This window comes from Martinezella lusitana, assembly GCF_016901135.1.
In the GTDB taxonomy this organism is placed as follows: Bacteria; Pseudomonadota; Alphaproteobacteria; order Rhizobiales; family Rhizobiaceae; genus Rhizobium; species Rhizobium lusitanum_D.
Genome location: NZ_JAFEVL010000018.1, coordinates 30879 through 51110 on the forward strand (window position 1 = coordinate 30879; position 20232 = coordinate 51110).

Below are 20232 nucleotides of genomic sequence, written 5' to 3' on the forward strand. Positions count from 1 at the left end.
GGCTGCTGTTCGCCGGCTCTAGCAAAAGACGTGAGCAGCCCCCGGGTCGAACTCCAGATTGACATGGTCGCCGCGGCTGAGGCCCGAGATGGCCTCATGCCCGAAAGGCAACCGAACGGACAAGGTCTCGCTGGCTGAAATCTGCGTCGTCACGTGCACGTTGTTGCCTAGAAAAGTGATGTCGTTGACGGTGGCACTGAGGCCGTTGCCCGCGCCGTTGCTGCGCCCGAGCCGGATGCGCTCGGGTCTCAGCATCAGCGCGGCCTTGCCGCCGGTGGCCGCCCTGCCATGGACCGGGATGCGCTCGAAGATCGCCTTGTCTCCAAGCGAAATGGTCGCCCGTCCATTATCCGATGACAACAGATGGCAGGAGATGAAATCGCTGTCACCGATGAATTCGGCGACGAAGCGGGTGCGTGGATTGGCGTAGAGCTCCGGCCCTGTACCAATCTGGTCGATGATACCGTTGGAGAACACGGCAATGCGATCGGAGAGCCGCAACGCCTCCTCCTGATCGTGGGTCACGTAGAGGATCGTCACTTCGGTCTGCTGATGGATCCGCTTTATCTCGTGCTGGATTTCCTCGCGAAGCTTCTTGTCGAGCGCCGACAGCGGCTCGTCCATCAGAAGCACCGGCGGATCATAGGCGAGCGCCCTGGCAAGCGCGACGCGCTGCTGCTGGCCGCCGGACATCTGTGCCGGCTTGCGATCCTCGAAGCCTTCCAGCCTGACGAGACGCAGCATTTCCTTCACCCGGCTATCGACTTCGGCCTTGGACTTGCGGCGCACCTTCAGCGGAAAGGCGATATTCTCGCCCACGCTCAAATGCGGAAACAGCGTATAGCGCTGGAACACCATGCCGATATTGCGCTTGTGCGAGGGCGTCGACAGCAGCGTCTGGCCGTTCAGCAGGATGTCGCCCCTGGTGGGGTTCTCGAAGCCGGCCAATATGTAGAGCGTCGTGCTCTTGCCCGAGCCGGAGGGGCCAAGAAAGGTCAGGAATTCGCCACGCCGGACGTCGAGATTGACATCGTGCACGGCGACGACCGGGCCGTATTCCTTGCGGATGCCTTTGATTTTCAGGAAGGATTCACTCATGATTTCAGAACCTTGCGTACGATCGCGGCCAGCGCCATCAAAGTGACCGTCAACAGAATGAGAAGTGTGGAGGCGGCAGCCACGACCGGGGTGAGATCCTGCCGCAGCGTCGTCCAGACCTTGACCGGCAGTGTCTGCAGCGTCGGGCTCGCCATGAAGATCGCCACGACCACCTCGTCCCAGGATGTCAGGAACGAGAAAACGGCCGCGGAGAAGAGCCCGTGACTTATGGCGGGCAACGTTACCCGGATCTTTGCCTCAAGCGGCGAAGCACCACAGAGCACGGCCGCATCCTCGATGGACTTGTCGAAGCCCTCGAGCGCGCTGGAGATCGATAGGATGGAAAAAGGTAGCGCCAGAACGAGGTGGGAAAGGACGAAGCCTACCAGGGTTCCGCCGAGCCCTATCCGCAGGAAAAAGGCATAGAGGGCAACGGCAAAGACAACGACCGGAAGGATCATCGGCGTCAGGAACAGTGCTTTCAGCGCATCGCGAAACAGAAACTTGCCGCGCACGAGGCCGAATGACGTCACCAGCCCGAGCACGACCGAAAGCACCGTGACGATTGCCGCGATCCGAAAGCTCGTCCAGGCGGACTCCAGCCATTGCGGATCGGAAAACAGCTCCCCATACCAGCGCAGCGTCCAGCCCGGCGGCGGAAAGATCAGCCATTGCGACGAGCCGAATGACAGTGCCGCGATGAAGAGGATCGGCAGCAGCAGAAAGGCAGCTGTCAGAACGGTGATGGTGAGAAGCACATATTTCCACCAGCCGAGTTGCCCGAAATTCAACAGCATCTCAGCGCCCTCCCGTATTCTGCACGCCGAACAACCGCAGTTGGACCGCGTAGAGCGAAAGCGTAACGACAAGCAGGACAAAGGCCGCCGCTCCGCCCATGCCCCAATTGACGAGGGATTGAACGAACTGGGCGATGAGTTCCGCCAGCATCATGTTCGCCGTGCCGCCGAGCAGCGACGGGGTAACGTAATAGCCGAGCGACATGACGAAGACCATCAGCGCACCAGCCATCATGCCGGGAGCCGCGAGCGGAAGGAGAACGCGAGTTAGGCATTGCCAACGGCTCGCGCCACAGAGAGCGGCCGCCTGCAACACCGCCGGATCAATCTTCTTAATGACGCCGTAGAGCGGCAGGATGATGAAGGGCAGCATGATATAAGTCATGCCGATCGTGACGCCAGTCAGGTTGTTGACGAGCGCCAGAGGCTTGTCGATCAGCCCCATACCAACAAGCATCTTGTTGATCAGCCCGGTCCGCTGCAGCAGCACCATCCAGGCGTAGGTCCGGGCAAGCAGATTGGTCCACATTGACAGGAGCAGGATTGCAAATACCAGCGAGGCCAGTCTCGCAGGCATGATCGCCAGCGTCCAGGCGACGGGAAAGCCGATCAGCAACGATATGATGGTGACCAGGCCGGAGACGATGAAGGTATTGGCGAAGATTTTCAAATAGGTCGCGGATCCGAGCAGCTCGGCGTAGTTGCCAAGCCCGATCCTAGGCTCCATCACGCTGCGCAGGAGAAGTGCTACGACCGGAAAGGCGAAAAAGATCGCAATGAAGATCAGCGCCGGCGCCACCTGTCCAAAACCGGTGGACTTCGCCGCCTTGCGCGTCGGTGCGGTTTCGCCCGCAACGTCCATATATGTCGACATGGCAATCCTTTCCCACCGTGGGCACCGGCAGGCAGCCATAGCCGCCATGCAGGCCCGCACCTCGTATTGCCGCACCGCGGACCGATGTCCGCGGTGCTGTTGTCAGTTTCCTGGGGCTTACTGCGCCTGCCAGGCGTACCACTTCTTGCCGATGGCATCGCGGTTTTCGGCCCAATAGTTCATATCGGCATTCACCTGGCCGGCGGTCTGCTGGTCCGGCAGGGTCTTTGCCGTTTCGGGATCCATCAGCTTGGCCGAGCCGAGATTGATCGGCGCGTATCCGGTGGCCTTTGCCAGATCGGCCTGTTGTTGCGCCGATGTTGCAAGCGCGATGAACTTCATCGCCGCTTCCATGTTCGGAGCGCCCTTGGGAATGACGAGGGAATCGGCTGCCGTGATGTTCTGGCTCCACGACGTCTCGGTCTTGACGCCGCTATTGGCGAGCGCGGTCATGCGGCCGTTCCAGAGGCTGCCGAAGGGCGCTTCGGCCGATGCGACCAGCTGCTGAGACTGCGCGCCGCTCGACCACCAGACGATATCGGACTTGATCGTGTCGAGCTTCTTGAAGGCGCGGTCGAGATCGAGCGGATAGAGTTTATCGGCGGGAACACCGTCGGCCAGCAAAGCGGCTTCGATCACGCCCGGAGCCGACCACTTGTAGAAAGTGCGCTTGCCCGGAAACTTCTTCGCGTCGAAGAGATCGGCCCAGGTCTTCGGGCAGGCACTGACAGCATCCGCATTGCAGCCGATCACGAAGGAATAATAGAAGCTGCCGACGGAATAATCGCTGACGAAACGCGGATCGAGCTTGGATTTGTCGATGACGGAGAAATCGAGTTTCTCCAGCAGGCCGCTCTTGCCAGCCTGTGCGGCGTAGTCGCCCTCGACGTCGACTACGTCCCAGGTCACGCGAGCGGCCTCGACCATGGCTTTCAGCTTGCCGTAATCAGTCGGGCCGTCCTGCATGACGCCGATGCCGGTCTTTTCGGTGAATTGGTTCGCCCAGGCGACCTTCTGCGCATCCTGCGTCGTTCCTCCCCAGCTCGTGAAGACCATGGTATCGGCCTTGGCGGGCATGCATGCGGCCATCATTGCGGCAAAGGCCGCGAGTGCAATTTTTGCTTTCATGTTCCCTTGTCCTTGTTTTTGCAGTCTTTCAGGTCATGCCTTATGCGGCCGCCCGCTCACCCCGCGGGAGAAAAGCTGGCCGGCTTCATAATCTTGTTTTCCGCCACCTCGATCAGATCGCGAATCCTGGGCAGGAAGGCTTGCCACTCCGGGTCAGCAGCCAGTCGCTGGCGCCGCGCCTCGCGATCGTCGAGGCTCGCATAGGCCCAGATATGGACGATCTCGTTGATCGTGCCGATCTCCGAATAGAAATAGCCGACCAGATTGCCGAGATGGGCTTTCTGGATGGCAATTCCCTCCTCCTCGACGACCTTCAGATATTGCGGGATCGTGCCGTTCTTCAGCCTATAGGTGCGGATCTCGTAGAACATCGGCGTCACCTCATGACGAAGGGATCGGGGATCGGATCATCTGACGTGCGCAACCAGATCGTCTTGGTGCGGGTGTAGTCGAGGGCCGCCGCAAGCCCGCCTTCCCTGCCCTGCCCGGAAAGACGGAAGCCGCCGAACGGCGCGATCGGCGATACCGCGCGATAGGTGTTGACCCAGACGACACCGGCGCGAATGCCTTTCATGAGACGATGAGCGCGCGTCAGATTCTGGGTGAAGACACCGGAAGCCAGTCCATAGCGGGTATCGTTGGCAAGCTTCAGGGCCTCGGCCTCGGTCTCGAAGGAGACGACGGACAGAACCGGGCCGAAGAATTCCTCGGCAAGCGACGGCGAAGTGACGCCGTCGCAATCCAGGATCGTCGGCTGGAAATAGTAGCCGTCGCCATCCAGTTTTTGGCCGCCAGTGACGAGACGTGCGCCGCTTTGAACGGATTTGTCGACGAGTGCCGCGACGTGATCCTGCTGACGCTTCGTGGCAAGCGGGCCGACTTCGGTCGCCATTTCGAGCGGAGGGCCGATACGGATCGCCTCGGCCTTGCGCTTGATGATGGACAGGAAAGCATCCTTGACGCTGCGCTCGACAATCAGGCGGGAGCCGGCAACGCAGCTTTGTCCCGTCGCTGCGAAGATGCCGGCAACCTGGGCATTGGCAGCACTTTCGAGATCGGCATCGGCAAAGACGATGAAGGGCGATTTGCCGCCGAGTTCCAGGGATGTCGAGGCAAGGTTTTCCGCCGAATTGCGCACGACATGGCGTGCCGTCTCCGGGCCGCCGGTAAAGGCAATATGCACGACTTTCGGATGCCGCCCGAGAGCGGCGCCGCAAGATGGCCCGAAGCCGGTGATGATGTTGACGACGCCGGCCGGAAAGCCTGCTTCATGAACAAGGCGGGCAAATTCCAGAAGCGGCGCAGGCCCATCCTCCGATGCCTTGACGACCATGGTGCAGCCGGCCGCCAATGCCGGGCCGATCTTGACGGCCGACAGGAAGAGCTGGCTGTTCCACGGCACCATCATGGCGACGACGCCGATCGGCTCGCGGCGAAGCCAGACATCCATATCGGGCTTGTCGATCGGCAGGTAGGATCCCTCGATCTTGTCGGCGAGGCCGGCATAGTAGCGATAGTAATCGGCGACATAGGCGATCTGCGCCGAGGTCTCGCGAATGATCTTGCCGGTGTCGCGCGTTTCCAGTTCGGCGAGCTTTTGGGCATTCGCAGCAACGAGATCGGCGAGCTTGTAGAGCAGCTTGCCGCGCTGCGTCGCCGTCGTCTTGGCCCAGGGTCCGTCGTAAAGAGCCTTCTCAGCCGCATTGACCGCGCGGTCGACATCGCTTTCACGCGCCTCCGGCATGTCTGCCCAAACATCGCCTGTTGCAGGATCGATACTTTGGAAACGGGCTTCCCCGTCCAGAAACTCGCCATCGATATAATACTGGAAGCGCTGCATGGGTTTTACTCCGCAAATGCCGGCATGACCTCGGCGATGAAGCGTTCGAGCGAGGCTTTCTTGCGCTCGAAGGACATACCGGTGTCGATCCAGAAGGAATATTCATCATAGCCCATCGCCTGATAGGCCTTCAGCCGCGCAATCACGGTTGCGGCGTTGCCGACGACATTGTTGCTGCGCATGACCGTATCTGACAGCATGGCATTCGCCCTTATATCCTCATCAGGAATGCGCTCGATCAGGCCCTGATGGACCGGCTTCTCGTTCTTGAACCAGGCGAAGAAGTAGTTGTAGTAGACGCTGAGCTCATGGGCGGCCTCAGCGATATCCGCTTCCGACGAGCCGACATAGGTATGGCGCAGCAGCATGATCTTCGGCCTGTTGATATCAGGGTTCTTGGCGCAGGCGTCGTTGAAGCGCCCCATCAGCGCCTCAACTTCGTCATCCCCCTGCCAGAGGGGTGTCACCTGAACATTGCAGCCGTTGGCGACGGCGAATTCATGCGAGTTCGGATCGCGGGCGGCGACCCATATCGGAGGGTTAGGCTCCTGTAGCGGCTTCGGCGCCGAGGTGGTGGCGGGGAATTTGAAGAATTCGCCTTCATGGGCATAGTCGCCCTTCCAAATGCCTTTGATCGCAGGGATCAATTCGCGCATGCGCTGGCCGGCACCCCAGGCGTCAAGACCCGGCAATAGACGCTCATATTCGAAAGAATAGGCGCCGCGGGCGATACCGATATCGAGCCTGCCGTCGCAGATGATGTCGGCCATGGCCGCTTCGCCGGCAAGCTTGATCGGGTGCCAGAAGGGAGCGATCACCGTCCCCGTTCCCAGTCTCGCCCGCGAGGTGCGGCGCGCCAGATCGGCGATCGTCACGAAGGGATTGGGCGCAATGGTAAAATCCATGCCGTGATGCTCGCCCGTCCAGATGGCGTGCATGCCGCCCTTGTCGGCAATTTCGCAGAGCGCGACGAACTCGTCGTAGAGGCTCTTGTGGCTCTGGCTCGCATCGAGGCGTTCCATGTGAACGAAGAGAGAGAATTTCATGCTCGTGCCACCTTCGTCGAGACCGGGCGGACCGTGCCAGAGGTCTCATCTCCAAAATAAACGCCGAAATTGCCGATCTGGTTTTCCAGTGCGAAGCGAGCGACGATATCGGCTGTCGAACTCGTCTTGAAGCGGGTTTTGGTCAAGGCGTCCGGCTTGAAGAACCTGCCCTCGCGTGGCTCGCCTTGCGAGGCGAAGGCGCGGTAGACGATGTGATGCTTGCCATCGCTTTTGCCTTCATAGACCGAATAGAGAAAGCCGATCGTCACCGAAAGCCCGGTCAGCTCTTGAAGGTAGCTGCCCAGAATCTCGGTTGGGCTACCTTCCCTGCCCTCGCAGCTCGGCAGTGTGAGGATGTCTTCTCCGAGCAGCAGGATCTCGCCATCGCGCTCCAGAACGGCGCCGAGCTCGATATTGCCCTCGGTCGCGGCCGAAACCGCCTTGCTCGCAAGGATCGGCGTGAAGTAGCCGCCGCGAGCATAACCCAATCCATTGCGGCCGCTGTTGTGGAAGGAGGCGATGCGTCCCATGAGAATAACATGGTCGCCGGCATCGGTGACCTGCTCCATACCGCATTCGAACCAGGCGGCAACGTCGGCAAGGATCGGACAGCCGTCGGCGCCGGCATCCCATTCGACGGTTGCGAACCTGTCTTCAACCGGGCGCGCGAAGGTGTTGGAGATATCTTTCTGCGCTTCCGACAGAACATTGATAGCGAAATGCTTCGCGCTCGTCATGGTCGCGAAGTTGCGCGAGGTCTTCGCCAGGCAGACCAGAAGCAGCGGCGGATCGAGCGAGACTGAGGTGAAGGAGTTCGCCGTGAAGCCGATCGGCAGACCCGCCTGATCGTGCGCCGTGACGACCGTGACGCCGGTCGGAAATGCGCCGAAGGCGTCGCGCAGCGCCCTTGCATCGATATGTTGCGCCGTCATCTTGCGTCCTCCCCGCATGAAAGCCACTCGGCAAGCAATTCGTTGACGATCTCGGGTGCCGTCAGGTTGACCATATGACGATGTCCCTCGACGATCCGGACCCAGCCTCTCGGGGCGGCAGCCGCCATCTGCTCGGCCATCTGCGGCGTCGAATTGGGATCGTCCGAGCCCGTCAGGAACAATGCCGGCACCCGCACCTGCGGCCACCGATCGGCGTAGGTTTCGTCGCCGCCGGCAAATGCCGCATAGGCTGTCGCATATCCCTGCGGATCGACGAGACCCAACCAGTTGCGGGTCAACTCCCGGGCGGTAGCACTTTGCGCATCGTCGCCGAACCAGCGCTGGAGCGGTCCTTCCTTGTCGATACCGGTCAACGGGATTGCCGCTGCGCGTGCCAGGACCGCCGCCTTTGCTTCCGCATCACGGCGATAGACGCCGTTGAGATAGGCAACGCGCCTGATCCTCTCACCGAAGGTTGCCGCGGCACCACCGGCGACGAGCGCACCCATCGAATGCCCGGCAACATTGACCGCGTCGAGCGCCATCTCATCGAGGAAACCGCCCAACCACTCGACAAAGGCTTCCAGGCGGCTGCCGGCAGGCAATGCTTTGCTTTCGCCGTGGCCCGGCATGTCGATGGCGATGACGCGATGGCTCCCGGAGAAGGCAGCGATTTGTGGCAGCCAGGCTTCAAGGCGCATGCCGACACCGTGAATGAGGACAAGCGGCTCGCCCATGCCCGTGTCGTGATAGGCCGTCCCGCGTGCCGTGATCTTACGCGGCAGTCCTTCTGCCTCGGAGGCATCGGCTTTGCTCTGCGCTATGGTGTCCATCGTCGACATCTCGGCGCCCAATCCGTCAGACGCCGGCAGGATTTGAGACATCCTGCCCCAGGTCCTTGAGGTCCTGATAGCGATCGCCGATGCGATGATGCGGCCGGCCGCCGACTGAAGCGCCAAGCGCCACGACAATCTCGTCAGCAGCGGGCGCATCGGCGATCGATGTCTGGATCGTCAGATAATGCGAGCGCCGACCCTCGTCGTTCTTGTCCATCAGCGGGATCATGATCGGCGCATTGGCCGGGCCGCGCGTGTTGCAGAAGGCAAGATAGGATTTCGCGCCGACGGCGTGCCGATAATGATTGCCGAAGCGCAGCGTATGGATCAGTGCCGAAGCATGTTCGATCTCGCCATCGAGGCCGACCACCGCCGACTTGCCATAGGCCTCCACCGCCTCGCCCGATCCGACGGCCTCGATGATCATGCTGGTGAGCAATTCACCGAGAACCGGTGCCGCGGCGTGAATTTCTGGCTTCAGATTCTCGACGTAGCCGCGACCGGCCCAGGGGTTCTTCACGATCGCGCAGGCGGAGAACAACTTCAGCGGCGCGGGCGCTGCTTTGCCCCCTTCAATCAATGTGGTTTCGATCTGCAGGACGGTTTTACGGATTTGAAAGGTCATGGCTCCGCTCGCTTTTCTGAGTTTCGTATGATGGTATGCCATAATACGAAACTGTCAAGCCGCTTTGCGCAAACGAGTGGAAACCGGAATCTCTATGAAGGAAACTGTAATTATAACAGATGCTTATTCAGAAAAGCCAAAGTGATTGATCATGGCGGGCTCGAAATCATCGTCACGCCAATTTCTGGGGAAGCCTGCAGCTTGCGACTGCATTCCCAGTTATTTGATGCTCCAATTTTGTATTATTGATTATGGCATACCGTCACATCGAATGCCGCGGAGAGTCAAGCCCGCTTCGTGAGGTTGCCTTTAATTTGATGGGGGTCGCAGAGATGCCATTGGACACGATGCCGCCGTACATCGACGGAACATCGTTCGGTAAAGAACGGCCGTATCGGATTAATCGATCGGTTGGCGTCCCGAGAGAACAGCCTGCGCGATTGCGCTGGCGCTGGCAACATGTTGCATGGCGGCCTGGTAGGCGCCCTCGCCGTCTCCACGCCGGATGGCATCGACGATGCGCGCCATCTGTACCGGCCCCTGAACATCGCGATTTTGCGTCTTGATCGTCATCGAACGCAGATGATTGATGCGAACGGTCAAAAGATTGACGACGCCCCACGCGATGTGGCGGTCGACCATGCTGAACAGCGTCTGATAGAAGGATGAGGTATGGGCGAGCACGCCGGCCATGTCCTTGTCCCGATAGCTGTTTCTGATGTCCTCAAGGGATTTGTCGAGAGCATCGGCAATGGCGGGATTGCGCTGCTCGGCGCAAAGACGCGCGGCCATGCCTTCCAATGCGCCGCGGATCTCATAGATCTGCTTCGCCTCGTCATGGTTGAGCTGGGCGACGATCGGCCCCTTGTTCGGCAGATTGGCGACGAGGCCTTCGGATTCGAGATGACGTAAAACCTCGCGTACGATCGTGCGGCTTACACCAAGCTGGGCGCAGAGATCACGCTCCACCAGACGATCCCCCGGGCGGAAATAGCCGTTGAGGATCGCCTCCCGCACTTTGTCGAGTGCCAGTTCGCGCAACGTCTTGGCCGGACGCTCCACGCGAATTGCCGTGCCGTGCGCATCATCAGTCATTCCAACACCTCGGTTTCAGACGTCAACTTCCGTCCCTTGCCGCAGAGACGGTCAAGTTTCGGATACCATATTATGGCCTACCAAGATTATGCAATGGCGAGACGGAGTCAAATGCAACTGCATAGACCGTTGCGAACAACCCCTACTCCAATGTCACCGACAAGGATATCAGGAACTTTTTGCGACGGACTGGGCGCGGAAGTCTCATTGGGAATATAGGGTCGGGAGCTGATCCGGCCATGACAAATTCTGCTCCGCAGTCTTCCGACCGCAGAGCTCCGCCTTTTTCCGTCGAGCATCAGTGCGCAGCAAAGGCGCCTCGGAACTGCAGATCAGTTCAATCTGGCAAGCGGCTTGCCGTCGGCATCGAATAGGTGGCAAGCGGCCGGATCCATGTGGAGAGACAGGGGTGCATGCAGCGGCGTCGTATCGGTGCCTTCCGTCTGCACGACAAGCGATTGGTTCGCCCCGATATCCACATGCAGGATCGTGAGGCCGCCCAGCCGTTCGGCGAGCATCGCCTGCCCGGCGAAGCGGCCATTCGGGTCGATGCGGATATGTTCGGGGCGGATGCCAAGGATCAGGTTGGCCCCTACCGTGCTTGTTCCGCCGGAGGCCGGCACGGTGATCCTGTGTCCGCCCGGCAGCGCGACGGATATGCCTTGAGGCCCGGTCGATTCGACCATTGCCGGAAGAAGATTCATCTTCGGTGAGCCGATGAAGCCGGCCACGAAGATATTTGCCGGCCGGTTGTAAAGCTCCAGCGGCGAACCGACCTGCTCGATGCGGCCGGAGTTCAGGACCACAATCTTGTCGGCCATGGTCATCGCCTCGATCTGATCATGGGTGACGTAGATCATCGTTGCCGCCAGCCGCTCGTGCAGCCGCATCAGCTCCAGCCGCATGTTGACGCGCAAAGCCGCATCGAGATTGGACAAGGGCTCGTCGAAGAGGAAGATCTTCGGATTGCGCACGATCGCCCGGCCGATGGCCACACGTTGCCGCTGCCCACCCGACAGATCCTTCGGCCGACGGTCGAGCAGATGCGCGAGTTCCAGAATCTCGGCAGCTTCCCTGACCTTGCGATCGCGCTCAGCCGGGGAGACGCCTGCGATTTTCAGCGCGAAGCCCATGTTTTCGGCGACCGTCATGTGCGGGTAGAGCGCATAGGACTGGAAGACCATCGCCAGGCCGCGTTGCGACGGGTCTACATCGTTGGCGCGGGTGCCATCGATCATCAAATCACCGCCGGTGATCTTCTCCAGACCGGCGATCATTCGCAATAGCGTAGACTTGCCGCAGCCGGACGGGCCGACAAAGACCACGAATTCACGGTCGTCCACATCCAGATCGATGCCCTTGATGACTTCGAGTGCGCCATAGGTCTTGCGAGCGTCGCGCAGCTTGAGATTAGCCATTGCTGGCCTCCTTTCTTTCCATGGATGGGTTGGCGCCGATGTCTGCTTCTTGCCCGAGGATGAGGCTGGCAGCACCGATCAGGCCGGCATGGCGCCCAAGCTGGGCGGCAACGATGGGGACCTCGCGATAGGCCGGCATGGCGCGTTCGCGAATGGTCGCCACAACAACTTCCTGCAGAAGATCGAAGCCATGCGAGATGCCGCCGCCCATTACCAATATGTCTGGCGAATAGAGATGCAGCAGATTGGTAAAGCCGATGCCAAGCCAGCGCGCTTCCGCATCCAGCAATTCCATCGCCAGCACATCACCCTTTCGTGCGGCCTCAACGACATGCCGCCCGCTGACGTCGCCATCGCTGGCAATCGCACGCATCAGCGAGCCGTCGAATTTCCGGGTCCGCGCCGTGGCCCGTCGCCCCAAAGCCGTTCCCGAGGCAACGGCTTCGAAACAACCGATCGCGCCGCAGAAGCAGCGCTCCCCTTCGTTCGTGATGGTCATATGGCCGATCTCGGCCGCCAGGCCGCGCCGGCCGTGCAAAGTCCGGCCGTTGGTGATCACGCCGCCGCCGATACCCGTGGAGACCGTCACGAAAACCATCGAATCCGCGCCGCGACCGGCTCCGTAGTGCCATTCGCCGAGGGCTGCCGCATTCGCGTCGTTCTCCAGCCGGACCGGCAGTTCGAAGCGATCGGAGAGAATGGTCGCCAGCGGCACCTCATGCCAGCCGATAAGCGTCGGCGGCCCGATGACGATACCGGCCTCGGGGTCGAGCGGTCCCGGTGCGCCGACACCTATGCCGATGGGAGAAAGGTCGGGCGTTTGCGCCAGCACCTCGGCTGCGAGCTGTTCCATCTGCCGCGTTACCGCCGCAGGTCCATCGGCCGCCGCCGTCGGCATGGCCGAGAAGGCCAGAAGGCTTCCTGCCTCATCGACAAGCGCGGCGCGGAGCTCCGTTCCGCCGAGATCAAAGGCAAGGGCAACCTTGTTCACGCAACCCCGCTTTCCAAGTCATGCAGCCAGGCGATGCGGTCAGCGAGATCCTTGTCGCCGAAGGCGAGCGAACCGAGAACGACAGTCTGTGCACCGGCCTTGCGCAGGAGCGGTACGGTCTGCTCACGGATGCCGCCATCGGCCGCGAGGATGATCTGGTCTTCACGACCGGATTGCCGGAGCAAGTCACGCGCTTCCAAGAGCCGGTCGCATGCCCTATCGGAAAGGCTCTGCCCCTTGACGCCGATTGATGTGCCAAGCAGCGTCACGAAGGCAACATGATCGATGAAAGGCTTGATCGCCGAAACCGGCGTTTCCAGCCGCAGCACCACACCTGCCTCGGCACCAAGCTTTCTTGCGAGCGCTGCGGCGCGCAGCCCTGCCTCGCCATTCTCGGCATGAACGCTGATCAGATCGGCGCCCGCCTCTATGAACTGGCGTGTCTGTTCCTCGACGATTTCACCTTCGACCATTAGATGCACATGGATGGGCTTGGCGGTCGCTTTGGCGATGCGTGCGACGAAATCCGGAAAGAACAGGAAGCCCGGCGTAAAGCGGGCATCGGCGACGTCGATATGGTGCAGGTCGACATAGGGTTCGATCCGCTTGAGATCGGCCTCCATATTGGCGAGATCCGCCGACCAGAGCGAGAACTCGCCGAGCAATCGGTTGCGGGGCAATGCGGCGATGGCCGCCGGACCGGAAAGAGGTTTGGATGTCATGATCGAAAGAGGCTCCGGATTGAACTGGATGCGAGAAAATCGGTGATGGCGGTTTGGATTTCGGCGAAATGCCGCGCCTTGTCGGCTGTCTTGGCAGTGACTTCGACATAGCGTGCGCCGGGAATGGTTTCGGCAAGCGTGAGGGCGCAGGAGAGCGGATGGATCGCATCCTGTTCGTTGCCGATGATCAGCGTCGGAACTTTGATGGCTGCCGTGTCAGCCTTCGATACGCCGGGCCCATCGGCGGCGATGTCGCCAAGGACGGATGCGAAATCGAAGGCGTCTGGCCGCTCGAAATAGCCAAGCAGGGAAGAGAAATTGTCGGGCGCCTCGGACGCAATCCGACGCCCGATTTCCGAGGCGACAAAGCGCTCCCTGGCTTCCGCAACTGGATGCGAACGGATCAGGGCAGCAACGGCGCGACCAGGCTCGAGATTGTCCGGTGATGCCTCGAATAACCAGGCGGGACGCACAAGAATGAGTCGCGCGACACGGTCGGCGTGGTGATGGGCAAGATGCAGCGCAATGGCCGCCCCCATCGAAATGCCACCGACAACGAAGCGGTCAAAGCCATGTTCGGTGGCTGCGGCCAGCACATCCTCGGCAAACATATGGATCGAAAAGGGCCGCGCACTGCCAAGCGATGAGGCGCCATGCCCGCGGCACTCCAGCGTCAGTCGATGGAGTGCCGCAGAGGTGGGAAGATTCTGCGCCACCTGCGCCTCGTCACCGCCAAGACCATGCTGGAAGACGACCGGAAGCCCCTGCCCTTCGTCATAGACGGCAAGGCTTGCATCGCCGCGCATGAAGGAAGCCTTTCCCATCAGATCAGCTCCTTGAGGAAAACCGCTACGCCGGGGGCTTCGGACGCCGAGAGGCCATGCGTGACGAGTGGGCCGTCGAAGCCCACGGTCCGTAGCCGTGCAATGAAATCAGGGAAATTGACGACGCCCTGTCCCGCGGTTGCGAAGCGACCATCGGCATGGCGATCCTTGGCATGTGCGAGGGCGATGTGACCGGCCGCGGTTTCAACCGCCTCCTCGACGATCACCCGCGCCTGCCCCGGCGTCGCCTGCTCGAACAGATTGGCGGGGTCGAGCACGATGCGCAGCCGTCGCGATCCCATCTCCGCGATCAGCCAGCTGGCGTCCTTAGCCGACGTGACGATATTGGCTTGTTCCGGCTCGATGCCGAGATCCACACCATGCCGCTCGGCCAGCTCCAGAGCCTTTGACATTTCCGCCGCCATGTCGGCCCAGGCGGCGGGATCGCCATTGTCGGGATGATGAGCCCATTGGTCGTTCGGGTCGCGCGTGCCAGTGCAAAGGGTCACGAGCGGAATGGAGAGTGCTGCCGCCGTCTCGATGACGACGGCGAGTTGGGCAAGGCCCGTTCGACGCACAGCAATGTCTGGATGGGCCATGTTGTAGGTGCCGGAGAGGGCTGCAAGCGAAATCCCTGTCGCGTCCACAGCTGTCCGGATTTCCGCGAGCGTCGTTTCAGTGACGGCATCGGGCATGGAGGGCAGTCCACAGCAGGCGAGATTGAACTGCGCACATGTGTAACCGCTGTTGCGCACTGCCGAGAGAACGCCGAGCGGCGCGGTCCCCGGAAAGGTCTTGGCGAATATCCCTATCTGCATCAGACCGCTCCCGTGACCGATGCAAGTTCGACGCGTTCGCCCCGTTCCACCGATCGGGCGATCGCCACCATCGCGCGGATGGAAGCCAGGCCGTCCTCGACATTGGCGCCGCGCATCGGCGCGCCGTTCAATGCCGTATCGGCCAGACCCTCCACCTGCCTGCGGAAGAAATGGCCGTCGGCGCCAAGCGGTTTTCTGCTGGTCGCATCCTTCTCATGGAAGATCTCGACCTCGCTCGAGCGGAAGTACCAGGGATTGAAAGTCTTTGCGAGAACCGAGCCGTTTTCCCCGTAGAGCTGGAAGCCCTCATGCCAATCCATGCGCACCGCGACGGTCAGGTCCAGATGGCCGAGCGCACCATTGGCGAACTCGGTTTCCACGAACCAACAATAGGCGCCGGCGCGTTCGAGAAGCCGGGCGCGAACCGAAACGATATCGCCGCAGAAGAAACGAGCTGTATCGACGAGATGCGAGCCATGCGCCAGCATGAAATATTGCCGCAGGTCGGCCTTCGGATTGCCGGCCGGCTTGCGCGCAAGCTTGCTGGTGACAGGCAATGGCTGCACCGCATCCGTATTGGTATAGCGGTGGGTGGAATCGCAATACCATGCCTTCATCGCAAAGATCTGACCGATATCGTCGCGGACGAAATCGCGCGCCGCCTCCAGAGCGGGATCGAAACGCTTCATGTGCCCGACCTGCAGGATCCTGCCGGAGCGGCGCACGGCCTCGGCAAGTTGCAGGCCTTCCTCGATCGACACGCCAATGGGTTTCTCGCACAGCACATGCTTTCCGGCTTCCAGCGCCTTGACGGACATCGGCACGTGATAGGCGTCGGACGTGGCGACGATGACGGCCTCCAGATCGGGATCGGCGAGCATCGCATCATAGTTGTCGTACATCTTCTGCGGCTCGTAGGTCGCACCCATGCGGGCCAGAAGATCGGGAGCCGCATCGCAGATCGCATAGAGATCGGCATTCCTGGCCTTCACGCAGGATTCCAGATGCGCGAACTGGGCGATCGGCCCGCAGCCGAGCACTCCGACGCGAAGACGGCGATTTTCCTTTTCGATCATGGTTCTCTTCCTTATGCGCCGTAGCCGCGCATGGTTTCGCGGTTGGTCTTGACTGCGGCGGCAGGGTCGGCGGCTGCGGTTTCGGATTCTTCCTCCAGCACCAGCCAGCCGTTGAAGCGCGGCGCTGCGGAGACAAGGTCGATCACGGCAGGCGTGTCGAGAATACCCTTACCGAGCATTGCCCATCGGTCATTGGCGTCGACATCCTTGAGGTGCAGGTAGCGGATGCGATCCTGGTAGATACGCATCGTATCGAGCATGTCGGCATGTCCGCGCAGGATATGGCCGGTATCCGGCACCCAGCCTACCAGGCTCGGGTCGAGCAAGGCAAAGATGCGGTCATAATCGGCGCGGTCGAACAGCAGCGTATTGTGATGCGAGCTCGGATGGACGGCGACATCGACGCCGGCGGCCTTGCCCAGTTCTCCGGCGCGATTGTAGAAGTCGCCCGCAATGGCGAACTTGTCCTCACGCGGGCCGTCTGAGACGACGGTCGCCGAGCCGATGGAGACGAGAGCGCCCGGAAAATGCGCGGCGTAATCGATCCAGCGCTGCGCCGTCGCAAGGTCGTCTTTCACAGCATCGGCGACCGTGAAGCCGCTTCTCGAGCCGAAGGCGAAGGAGACGAGGGTTAATCCATGGCTCTTCAGCGCGCTCGCGAAAGCATGCGGGTCTGCCGCGTAGCGGCCGATCATCGTATCGGTGATTTCGATGCCGAGATAACCGCCGGCGGATATGGCCGACAGCAGGTCGTCGGCCGTTCCTCTCCAGGCATCGCCGAGCATTTCCCACGTAAATGTCTGGCAGCCGACTTTTATGTCCTTGCTCATTCCCGCTATTCCTTGATTCCGCCTTGGGTCAGGCCTTCGATGATGTGTCGTTGGAAGAAGAGCACCAAAACAATGAGCGGCACGGTGACGACAGCCGACGCGGCGGCGATATCTCCCCAGGGCACGTAGTATTGGTTGGTGAAATTGGCGATGCCCACCGGGATCGTCTGGCTGTCGCTGTCCGAGGTGAAGGCCAGCGCGAACAGGAACTCGTTCCAGGCGGTGATGAAGGCAAGCAGACCTGTCGTGACCAGGCTCGGCAGCGACATCGGCAGGATGATATGCCAGAGCAGGCCGACCGGGCCGACGCCGTCCATGCGGGCCGCCTCGTCGATCTCGCGCGGCAGCGTCTCGAAATAGCCGAACAGGACCCAGGTCACCAGCGGCAGTCCGAGTGCGAGATAGGTGATGATCAGCGCCGTATAGGTATCCAGCAGCCCGAGATCGGAGGCGATGAGATAGAGTGGCCCGACGAGCGCGATCTGCGGGAACATCGACACCGAAAGGATGACCGTCAGGATGCCGAAGCGTCCCTTCACATCGAGGCGAGACAGCGAAAAGGCGGCGAGCGAGCCGACGATCAGGCAGAGAGCTGTGGTCGACAGCGCGACGATGAGCGAGTTCAGCACATAGTGGTGCAGGCCTTTTTCGACGAAGGCGTTGTAGTAGTGCTCCAGCGTGAACGGGTTCGGAATGAGCGAGGGCGTTCCCTCGGTCAGCGCCTTGTCGAGCTGGAACGAGGTCGAAAACTGCCAGAGGAACGGGCCGGCGGACCAGATGAGAATAAGCAGTGCGCCGAGGTAGATGACGAGGCTTTGAAAGACGGAGCGGCTTTCGTTCATGTCGTCTTCCTTATCTGCCGCACGAGGAAGACGCAGAAGACAACGGCGATCAGCCCCTCTGTGATGAACATGGCGGTCGAGACGGCCGAGCCATAGCCGAACTGAAGCGTCGAAAAGAGCACTTTGTAGGACAGCGTCGAAAGCGTCTCGGTGGAATCGGCCGGGCCGCCACCCGTCAGTACATAGACCAGATCGAAGACGCGGAACGCATCGAGCGCGCGAAAAAGGCCGGCAATCAGCAGCGTCGGCATCAAGAGCGGCAGGCGGATGTGCCAGAAGATCGTCCAGGCTCTCGCGCCGTCCATGCGGGCGGCCTCGACCAGAGATTTCGGAACGGTCTGCAGCCCCGTCAGCAACAGAAGCGCCATGAAAGGCGTGGTTTTCCAGACGTCGGCGAGGATGATCGTCGTCAGGGCGGTGTCGGGCGAGCCGTACCAGTTGACGTTCTGGTCGATCAGCCCCGCATGCAGCAGGATGAAATTGATGATGCCGTGCTGACCATCGAAGAGCCAGCCGAACATCTTCGATGTCACGACGGTCGGCATGGCCCAGGGCACGAGCATGGCGGCACGGATCATGCCGCGGCCGGCGAAGGTCTCGCAAAGGATCAGCGCCATGCCAAGACCGATGAACGTCTCGAGCCCGGTCGAGATGACCGTGAACCAGATCGTGTGCCACCAGGCATTCCAGAACGGTGGATCGGCCAGCAATTGCAGATAATTGGCAATGCCGATGAAATCATTGTCCTGGGTGATCAGCGAGCGATTGGTGAAGGATAGATAGAGGCCGTTAAAGATCGGGTAGAAGGATACCGATGCGAGCGAGATGAAGGCCGGCAACAGCAGGAGCCAAGGCCAGAGGGCGCTTGGCAGCGCCCTCGATTTGCCTGGGGTTCGCTCGGACACGGGAACCGTCATCATCACGGCCATTTCAGCCAACGATCTTATTGATCTGGGTGGCAGCCGCCTGCAGTTCCGCCTTGACGTTGCCGCTGACCAGCGCTTTCGAGATGCTGGACTGCAATGCCAGGGTCACCTTGGCATATTGCGGCGTGATCGGCCGCGGCGTGGCGCCGGTGAAGACGCTCTGGAGGCTCGCCATGAACGGCTGCTCGGCTTTCAGCTTCGCATCCTGGAATATCGCCGGGCGCGAGGGCGCGAGACCGAAATTAAGCGCAAGCCGGGTTTGGGTTTCCGGCGACGACATCCAGGTCAGGAATTCGATCGCCGCATCCCGCTTCTTGGAGTTGGCATTGATGCCCAGCTGGTAGCCGCCGAGGCATGCGGCACTCTTGCCGCCGGCAAAATGCGGCAGTGGAGCGACGGCGACCTTGTCGACGACATGCGAGGCCTTCGGATCCTGCGCGATCGGATAGACATAGGACCAGTTGCGCATGAACATCGCCTCGCCCGACGTAAACGGCTGGCGCGAAGGCTCTTCATCCCAGGACAGGACATTCTGCGGGCTGATCTTCGTCTTGTTGATGGTGTCATAGAGGAATTGGATCGCCTCGACGGCGGCATCATCGCCGATGACCGAGGATTTGCCGTCAGCAGAGAGGATGGAGCCTCCATTCGAGGCAATGATTTCGACGGCGTCGCAGATCAGGACTTCCGCCTGCTTGCCCTGCCAGAGATAGCCGAACTTGGCGTCGCCGGCCTTCTGCGCCTCAGCCGCGATGGTTGCCATGTCGGCCCAGGTTTCCGGCACCTTGCCGCCATGCTTCTCCACCAGATCCTTGCGATAATAGAACATGCCGGAATCGACGAACCATGGCAGCGCGGTCAGCTTGCCGCCATAGGTGCAGGCGGCGACCGTGCCGGGGAAATAGTCGGCGCGCTTGTCCTTCGGGAAATATTCGTCGAGCGGCAAGGCCCAGCCAGCGGCGGCAAAGCCTGCGATCCAGATGACGTCCTGGCTGAAGACGTCAGGCGTTCCGTTGCGGCGCGCCAGCTGTTGGACGAGCCCCTGATAGACCTCTGTCGATGAACTCGGCGGCGGCAGCTCGATGAACTTGACGGTCACCCGGCTTTGCGACTCGTTGAAAGCCTTGACGAGATCGCCGAGCCCTTCCTTGCCGAAGAAGCTTGCGCTGGCAAAGCTGATTTCCGTCCGGTCGGCGGCACGCGCCGGGCGTATACCGAGGCCGGACGTGACCCCAAGGGTCGCCGCGCCGGCGGCAGCGCTCGCCGCACCAAGCAGCAGCTGGCGGCGGTCAAGCATTATCGATTGGCTGATCACCGTGGAGTCAGCCGTCGTCTTCTTGAAACCTGTCATGTTTCCCTCCCAGGAAGACTGGCGACCTCCAAACCTCCGCGCCAGTATTCGCACATGTTTCATAAAAAATTGTCGCGCGTCAAGAAATAAGATGCTTTAAATCACATCTGGAATCGTCGTTCGGTTGCGCCGACGCGCCGCGAACGAAGGAAGTGCATCAGGG

Annotated in this window: 21 protein-coding genes; all 21 read right to left on the reverse strand. The window is 61.0% G+C overall.

From position 1 onward, the window contains the following. Positions 1-18: 18 nt before the first annotated feature. Complete coding sequence (locus JTP94_RS06660; protein ID WP_204849751.1) at positions 19-1098, reverse strand: ABC transporter ATP-binding protein; 1080 nt, start codon at positions 1096-1098, stop codon at positions 19-21. Next, positions 1095-1895, reverse strand: a complete 801-nt coding sequence (locus JTP94_RS06665) for an ABC transporter permease (protein WP_204849752.1) — start codon at positions 1893-1895, stop codon at positions 1095-1097. The genes JTP94_RS06660 and JTP94_RS06665 overlap by 4 nt, the downstream gene beginning before the upstream one ends. Before the next feature lies 1 nt (position 1896). Continuing rightward, positions 1897-2769, reverse strand: a complete 873-nt coding sequence (locus tag JTP94_RS06670; protein ID WP_204849753.1) for an ABC transporter permease — start codon at positions 2767-2769, stop codon at positions 1897-1899. Between the two features lie 117 nt (positions 2770-2886). Continuing rightward, a complete protein-coding gene (locus tag JTP94_RS06675; protein WP_204849754.1) occupies positions 2887-3897 on the reverse strand; it encodes a polyamine ABC transporter substrate-binding protein in 1011 nt (336 codons plus the stop codon). Positions 3898-3953: 56 nt separating this feature from the next. After that, positions 3954-4268: an NIPSNAP family protein gene (locus tag JTP94_RS06680; RefSeq protein WP_204849755.1), complete on the reverse strand. Its 315-nt coding sequence runs from the start codon at positions 4266-4268 to the stop codon at positions 3954-3956. Positions 4269-4273: 5 nt separating this feature from the next. Next, positions 4274-5737, reverse strand: coding sequence for an aldehyde dehydrogenase (locus tag JTP94_RS06685; RefSeq protein ID WP_204849756.1), 1464 nt, complete (start codon positions 5735-5737; stop codon positions 4274-4276). A gap of 5 nt (positions 5738-5742) precedes the next feature. Beyond that, a complete protein-coding gene (locus JTP94_RS06690) occupies positions 5743-6783 on the reverse strand; it encodes an LLM class flavin-dependent oxidoreductase (RefSeq protein ID WP_204849757.1) in 1041 nt (346 codons plus the stop codon). Beyond that, the gene (locus tag JTP94_RS06695; RefSeq protein ID WP_204849758.1) at positions 6780-7715 is read right to left on the reverse strand and encodes a flavin reductase family protein; all 936 of its coding nucleotides are present in this window, start codon (positions 7713-7715) and stop codon (positions 6780-6782) included. Before JTP94_RS06695 ends, JTP94_RS06690 begins: the two co-directional genes overlap by 4 nt. Then, the gene (locus JTP94_RS06700) at positions 7712-8548 is read right to left on the reverse strand and encodes an alpha/beta fold hydrolase (RefSeq protein ID WP_409456588.1); all 837 of its coding nucleotides are present in this window, start codon (positions 8546-8548) and stop codon (positions 7712-7714) included. Before JTP94_RS06700 ends, JTP94_RS06695 begins: the two co-directional genes overlap by 4 nt. A gap of 25 nt (positions 8549-8573) precedes the next feature. Then, complete coding sequence (locus tag JTP94_RS06705) at positions 8574-9176, reverse strand: amino acid synthesis family protein (protein WP_204849759.1); 603 nt, start codon at positions 9174-9176, stop codon at positions 8574-8576. Between the two features lie 399 nt (positions 9177-9575). Continuing rightward, positions 9576-10271, reverse strand: coding sequence for a GntR family transcriptional regulator (locus JTP94_RS06710; protein ID WP_204849760.1), 696 nt, complete (start codon positions 10269-10271; stop codon positions 9576-9578). A gap of 332 nt (positions 10272-10603) precedes the next feature. Further along, positions 10604-11689: an ABC transporter ATP-binding protein gene (locus tag JTP94_RS06715; RefSeq protein ID WP_204849761.1), complete on the reverse strand. Its 1086-nt coding sequence runs from the start codon at positions 11687-11689 to the stop codon at positions 10604-10606. Then, positions 11682-12680 (reverse strand): ROK family protein, encoded by a 999-nt coding sequence (locus JTP94_RS06720; protein WP_204849762.1) that lies wholly within the window; start codon positions 12678-12680, stop codon positions 11682-11684. The genes JTP94_RS06715 and JTP94_RS06720 overlap by 8 nt, the downstream gene beginning before the upstream one ends. Next, positions 12677-13402, reverse strand: coding sequence for a ribulose-phosphate 3-epimerase (locus JTP94_RS06725; protein WP_204849763.1), 726 nt, complete (start codon positions 13400-13402; stop codon positions 12677-12679). Before JTP94_RS06725 ends, JTP94_RS06720 begins: the two co-directional genes overlap by 4 nt. Beyond that, positions 13399-14226, reverse strand: a complete 828-nt coding sequence (locus JTP94_RS06730) for an alpha/beta fold hydrolase (protein WP_204849764.1) — start codon at positions 14224-14226, stop codon at positions 13399-13401. Before JTP94_RS06730 ends, JTP94_RS06725 begins: the two co-directional genes overlap by 4 nt. After that, positions 14226-15044: a sugar phosphate isomerase/epimerase gene (locus JTP94_RS06735; RefSeq protein ID WP_204849765.1), complete on the reverse strand. Its 819-nt coding sequence runs from the start codon at positions 15042-15044 to the stop codon at positions 14226-14228. The genes JTP94_RS06730 and JTP94_RS06735 overlap by 1 nt, the downstream gene beginning before the upstream one ends. Further along, positions 15044-16120 carry a Gfo/Idh/MocA family protein gene (locus tag JTP94_RS06740; RefSeq protein ID WP_204849766.1) on the reverse strand — a complete coding sequence of 359 codons (1077 nt, stop codon included), beginning with the start codon at positions 16118-16120 and terminating at the stop codon, positions 15044-15046. The genes JTP94_RS06735 and JTP94_RS06740 overlap by 1 nt, the downstream gene beginning before the upstream one ends. 11 nt (positions 16121-16131) lie before the next feature. Continuing rightward, on the reverse strand, positions 16132-16950 hold the full coding sequence (locus JTP94_RS06745) for a sugar phosphate isomerase/epimerase (RefSeq protein WP_204849767.1): 819 nt from the start codon (positions 16948-16950) through the stop codon (positions 16132-16134). Between the two features lie 5 nt (positions 16951-16955). Beyond that, positions 16956-17792, reverse strand: a complete 837-nt coding sequence (locus tag JTP94_RS06750) for a carbohydrate ABC transporter permease (protein ID WP_204849768.1) — start codon at positions 17790-17792, stop codon at positions 16956-16958. Beyond that, a complete protein-coding gene (locus JTP94_RS06755) occupies positions 17789-18712 on the reverse strand; it encodes a carbohydrate ABC transporter permease (protein ID WP_246754695.1) in 924 nt (307 codons plus the stop codon). Before JTP94_RS06755 ends, JTP94_RS06750 begins: the two co-directional genes overlap by 4 nt. A gap of 10 nt (positions 18713-18722) precedes the next feature. After that, a complete protein-coding gene (locus tag JTP94_RS06760) occupies positions 18723-20069 on the reverse strand; it encodes an ABC transporter substrate-binding protein (protein ID WP_204849770.1) in 1347 nt (448 codons plus the stop codon). Positions 20070-20232 lie beyond the last annotated feature (163 nt).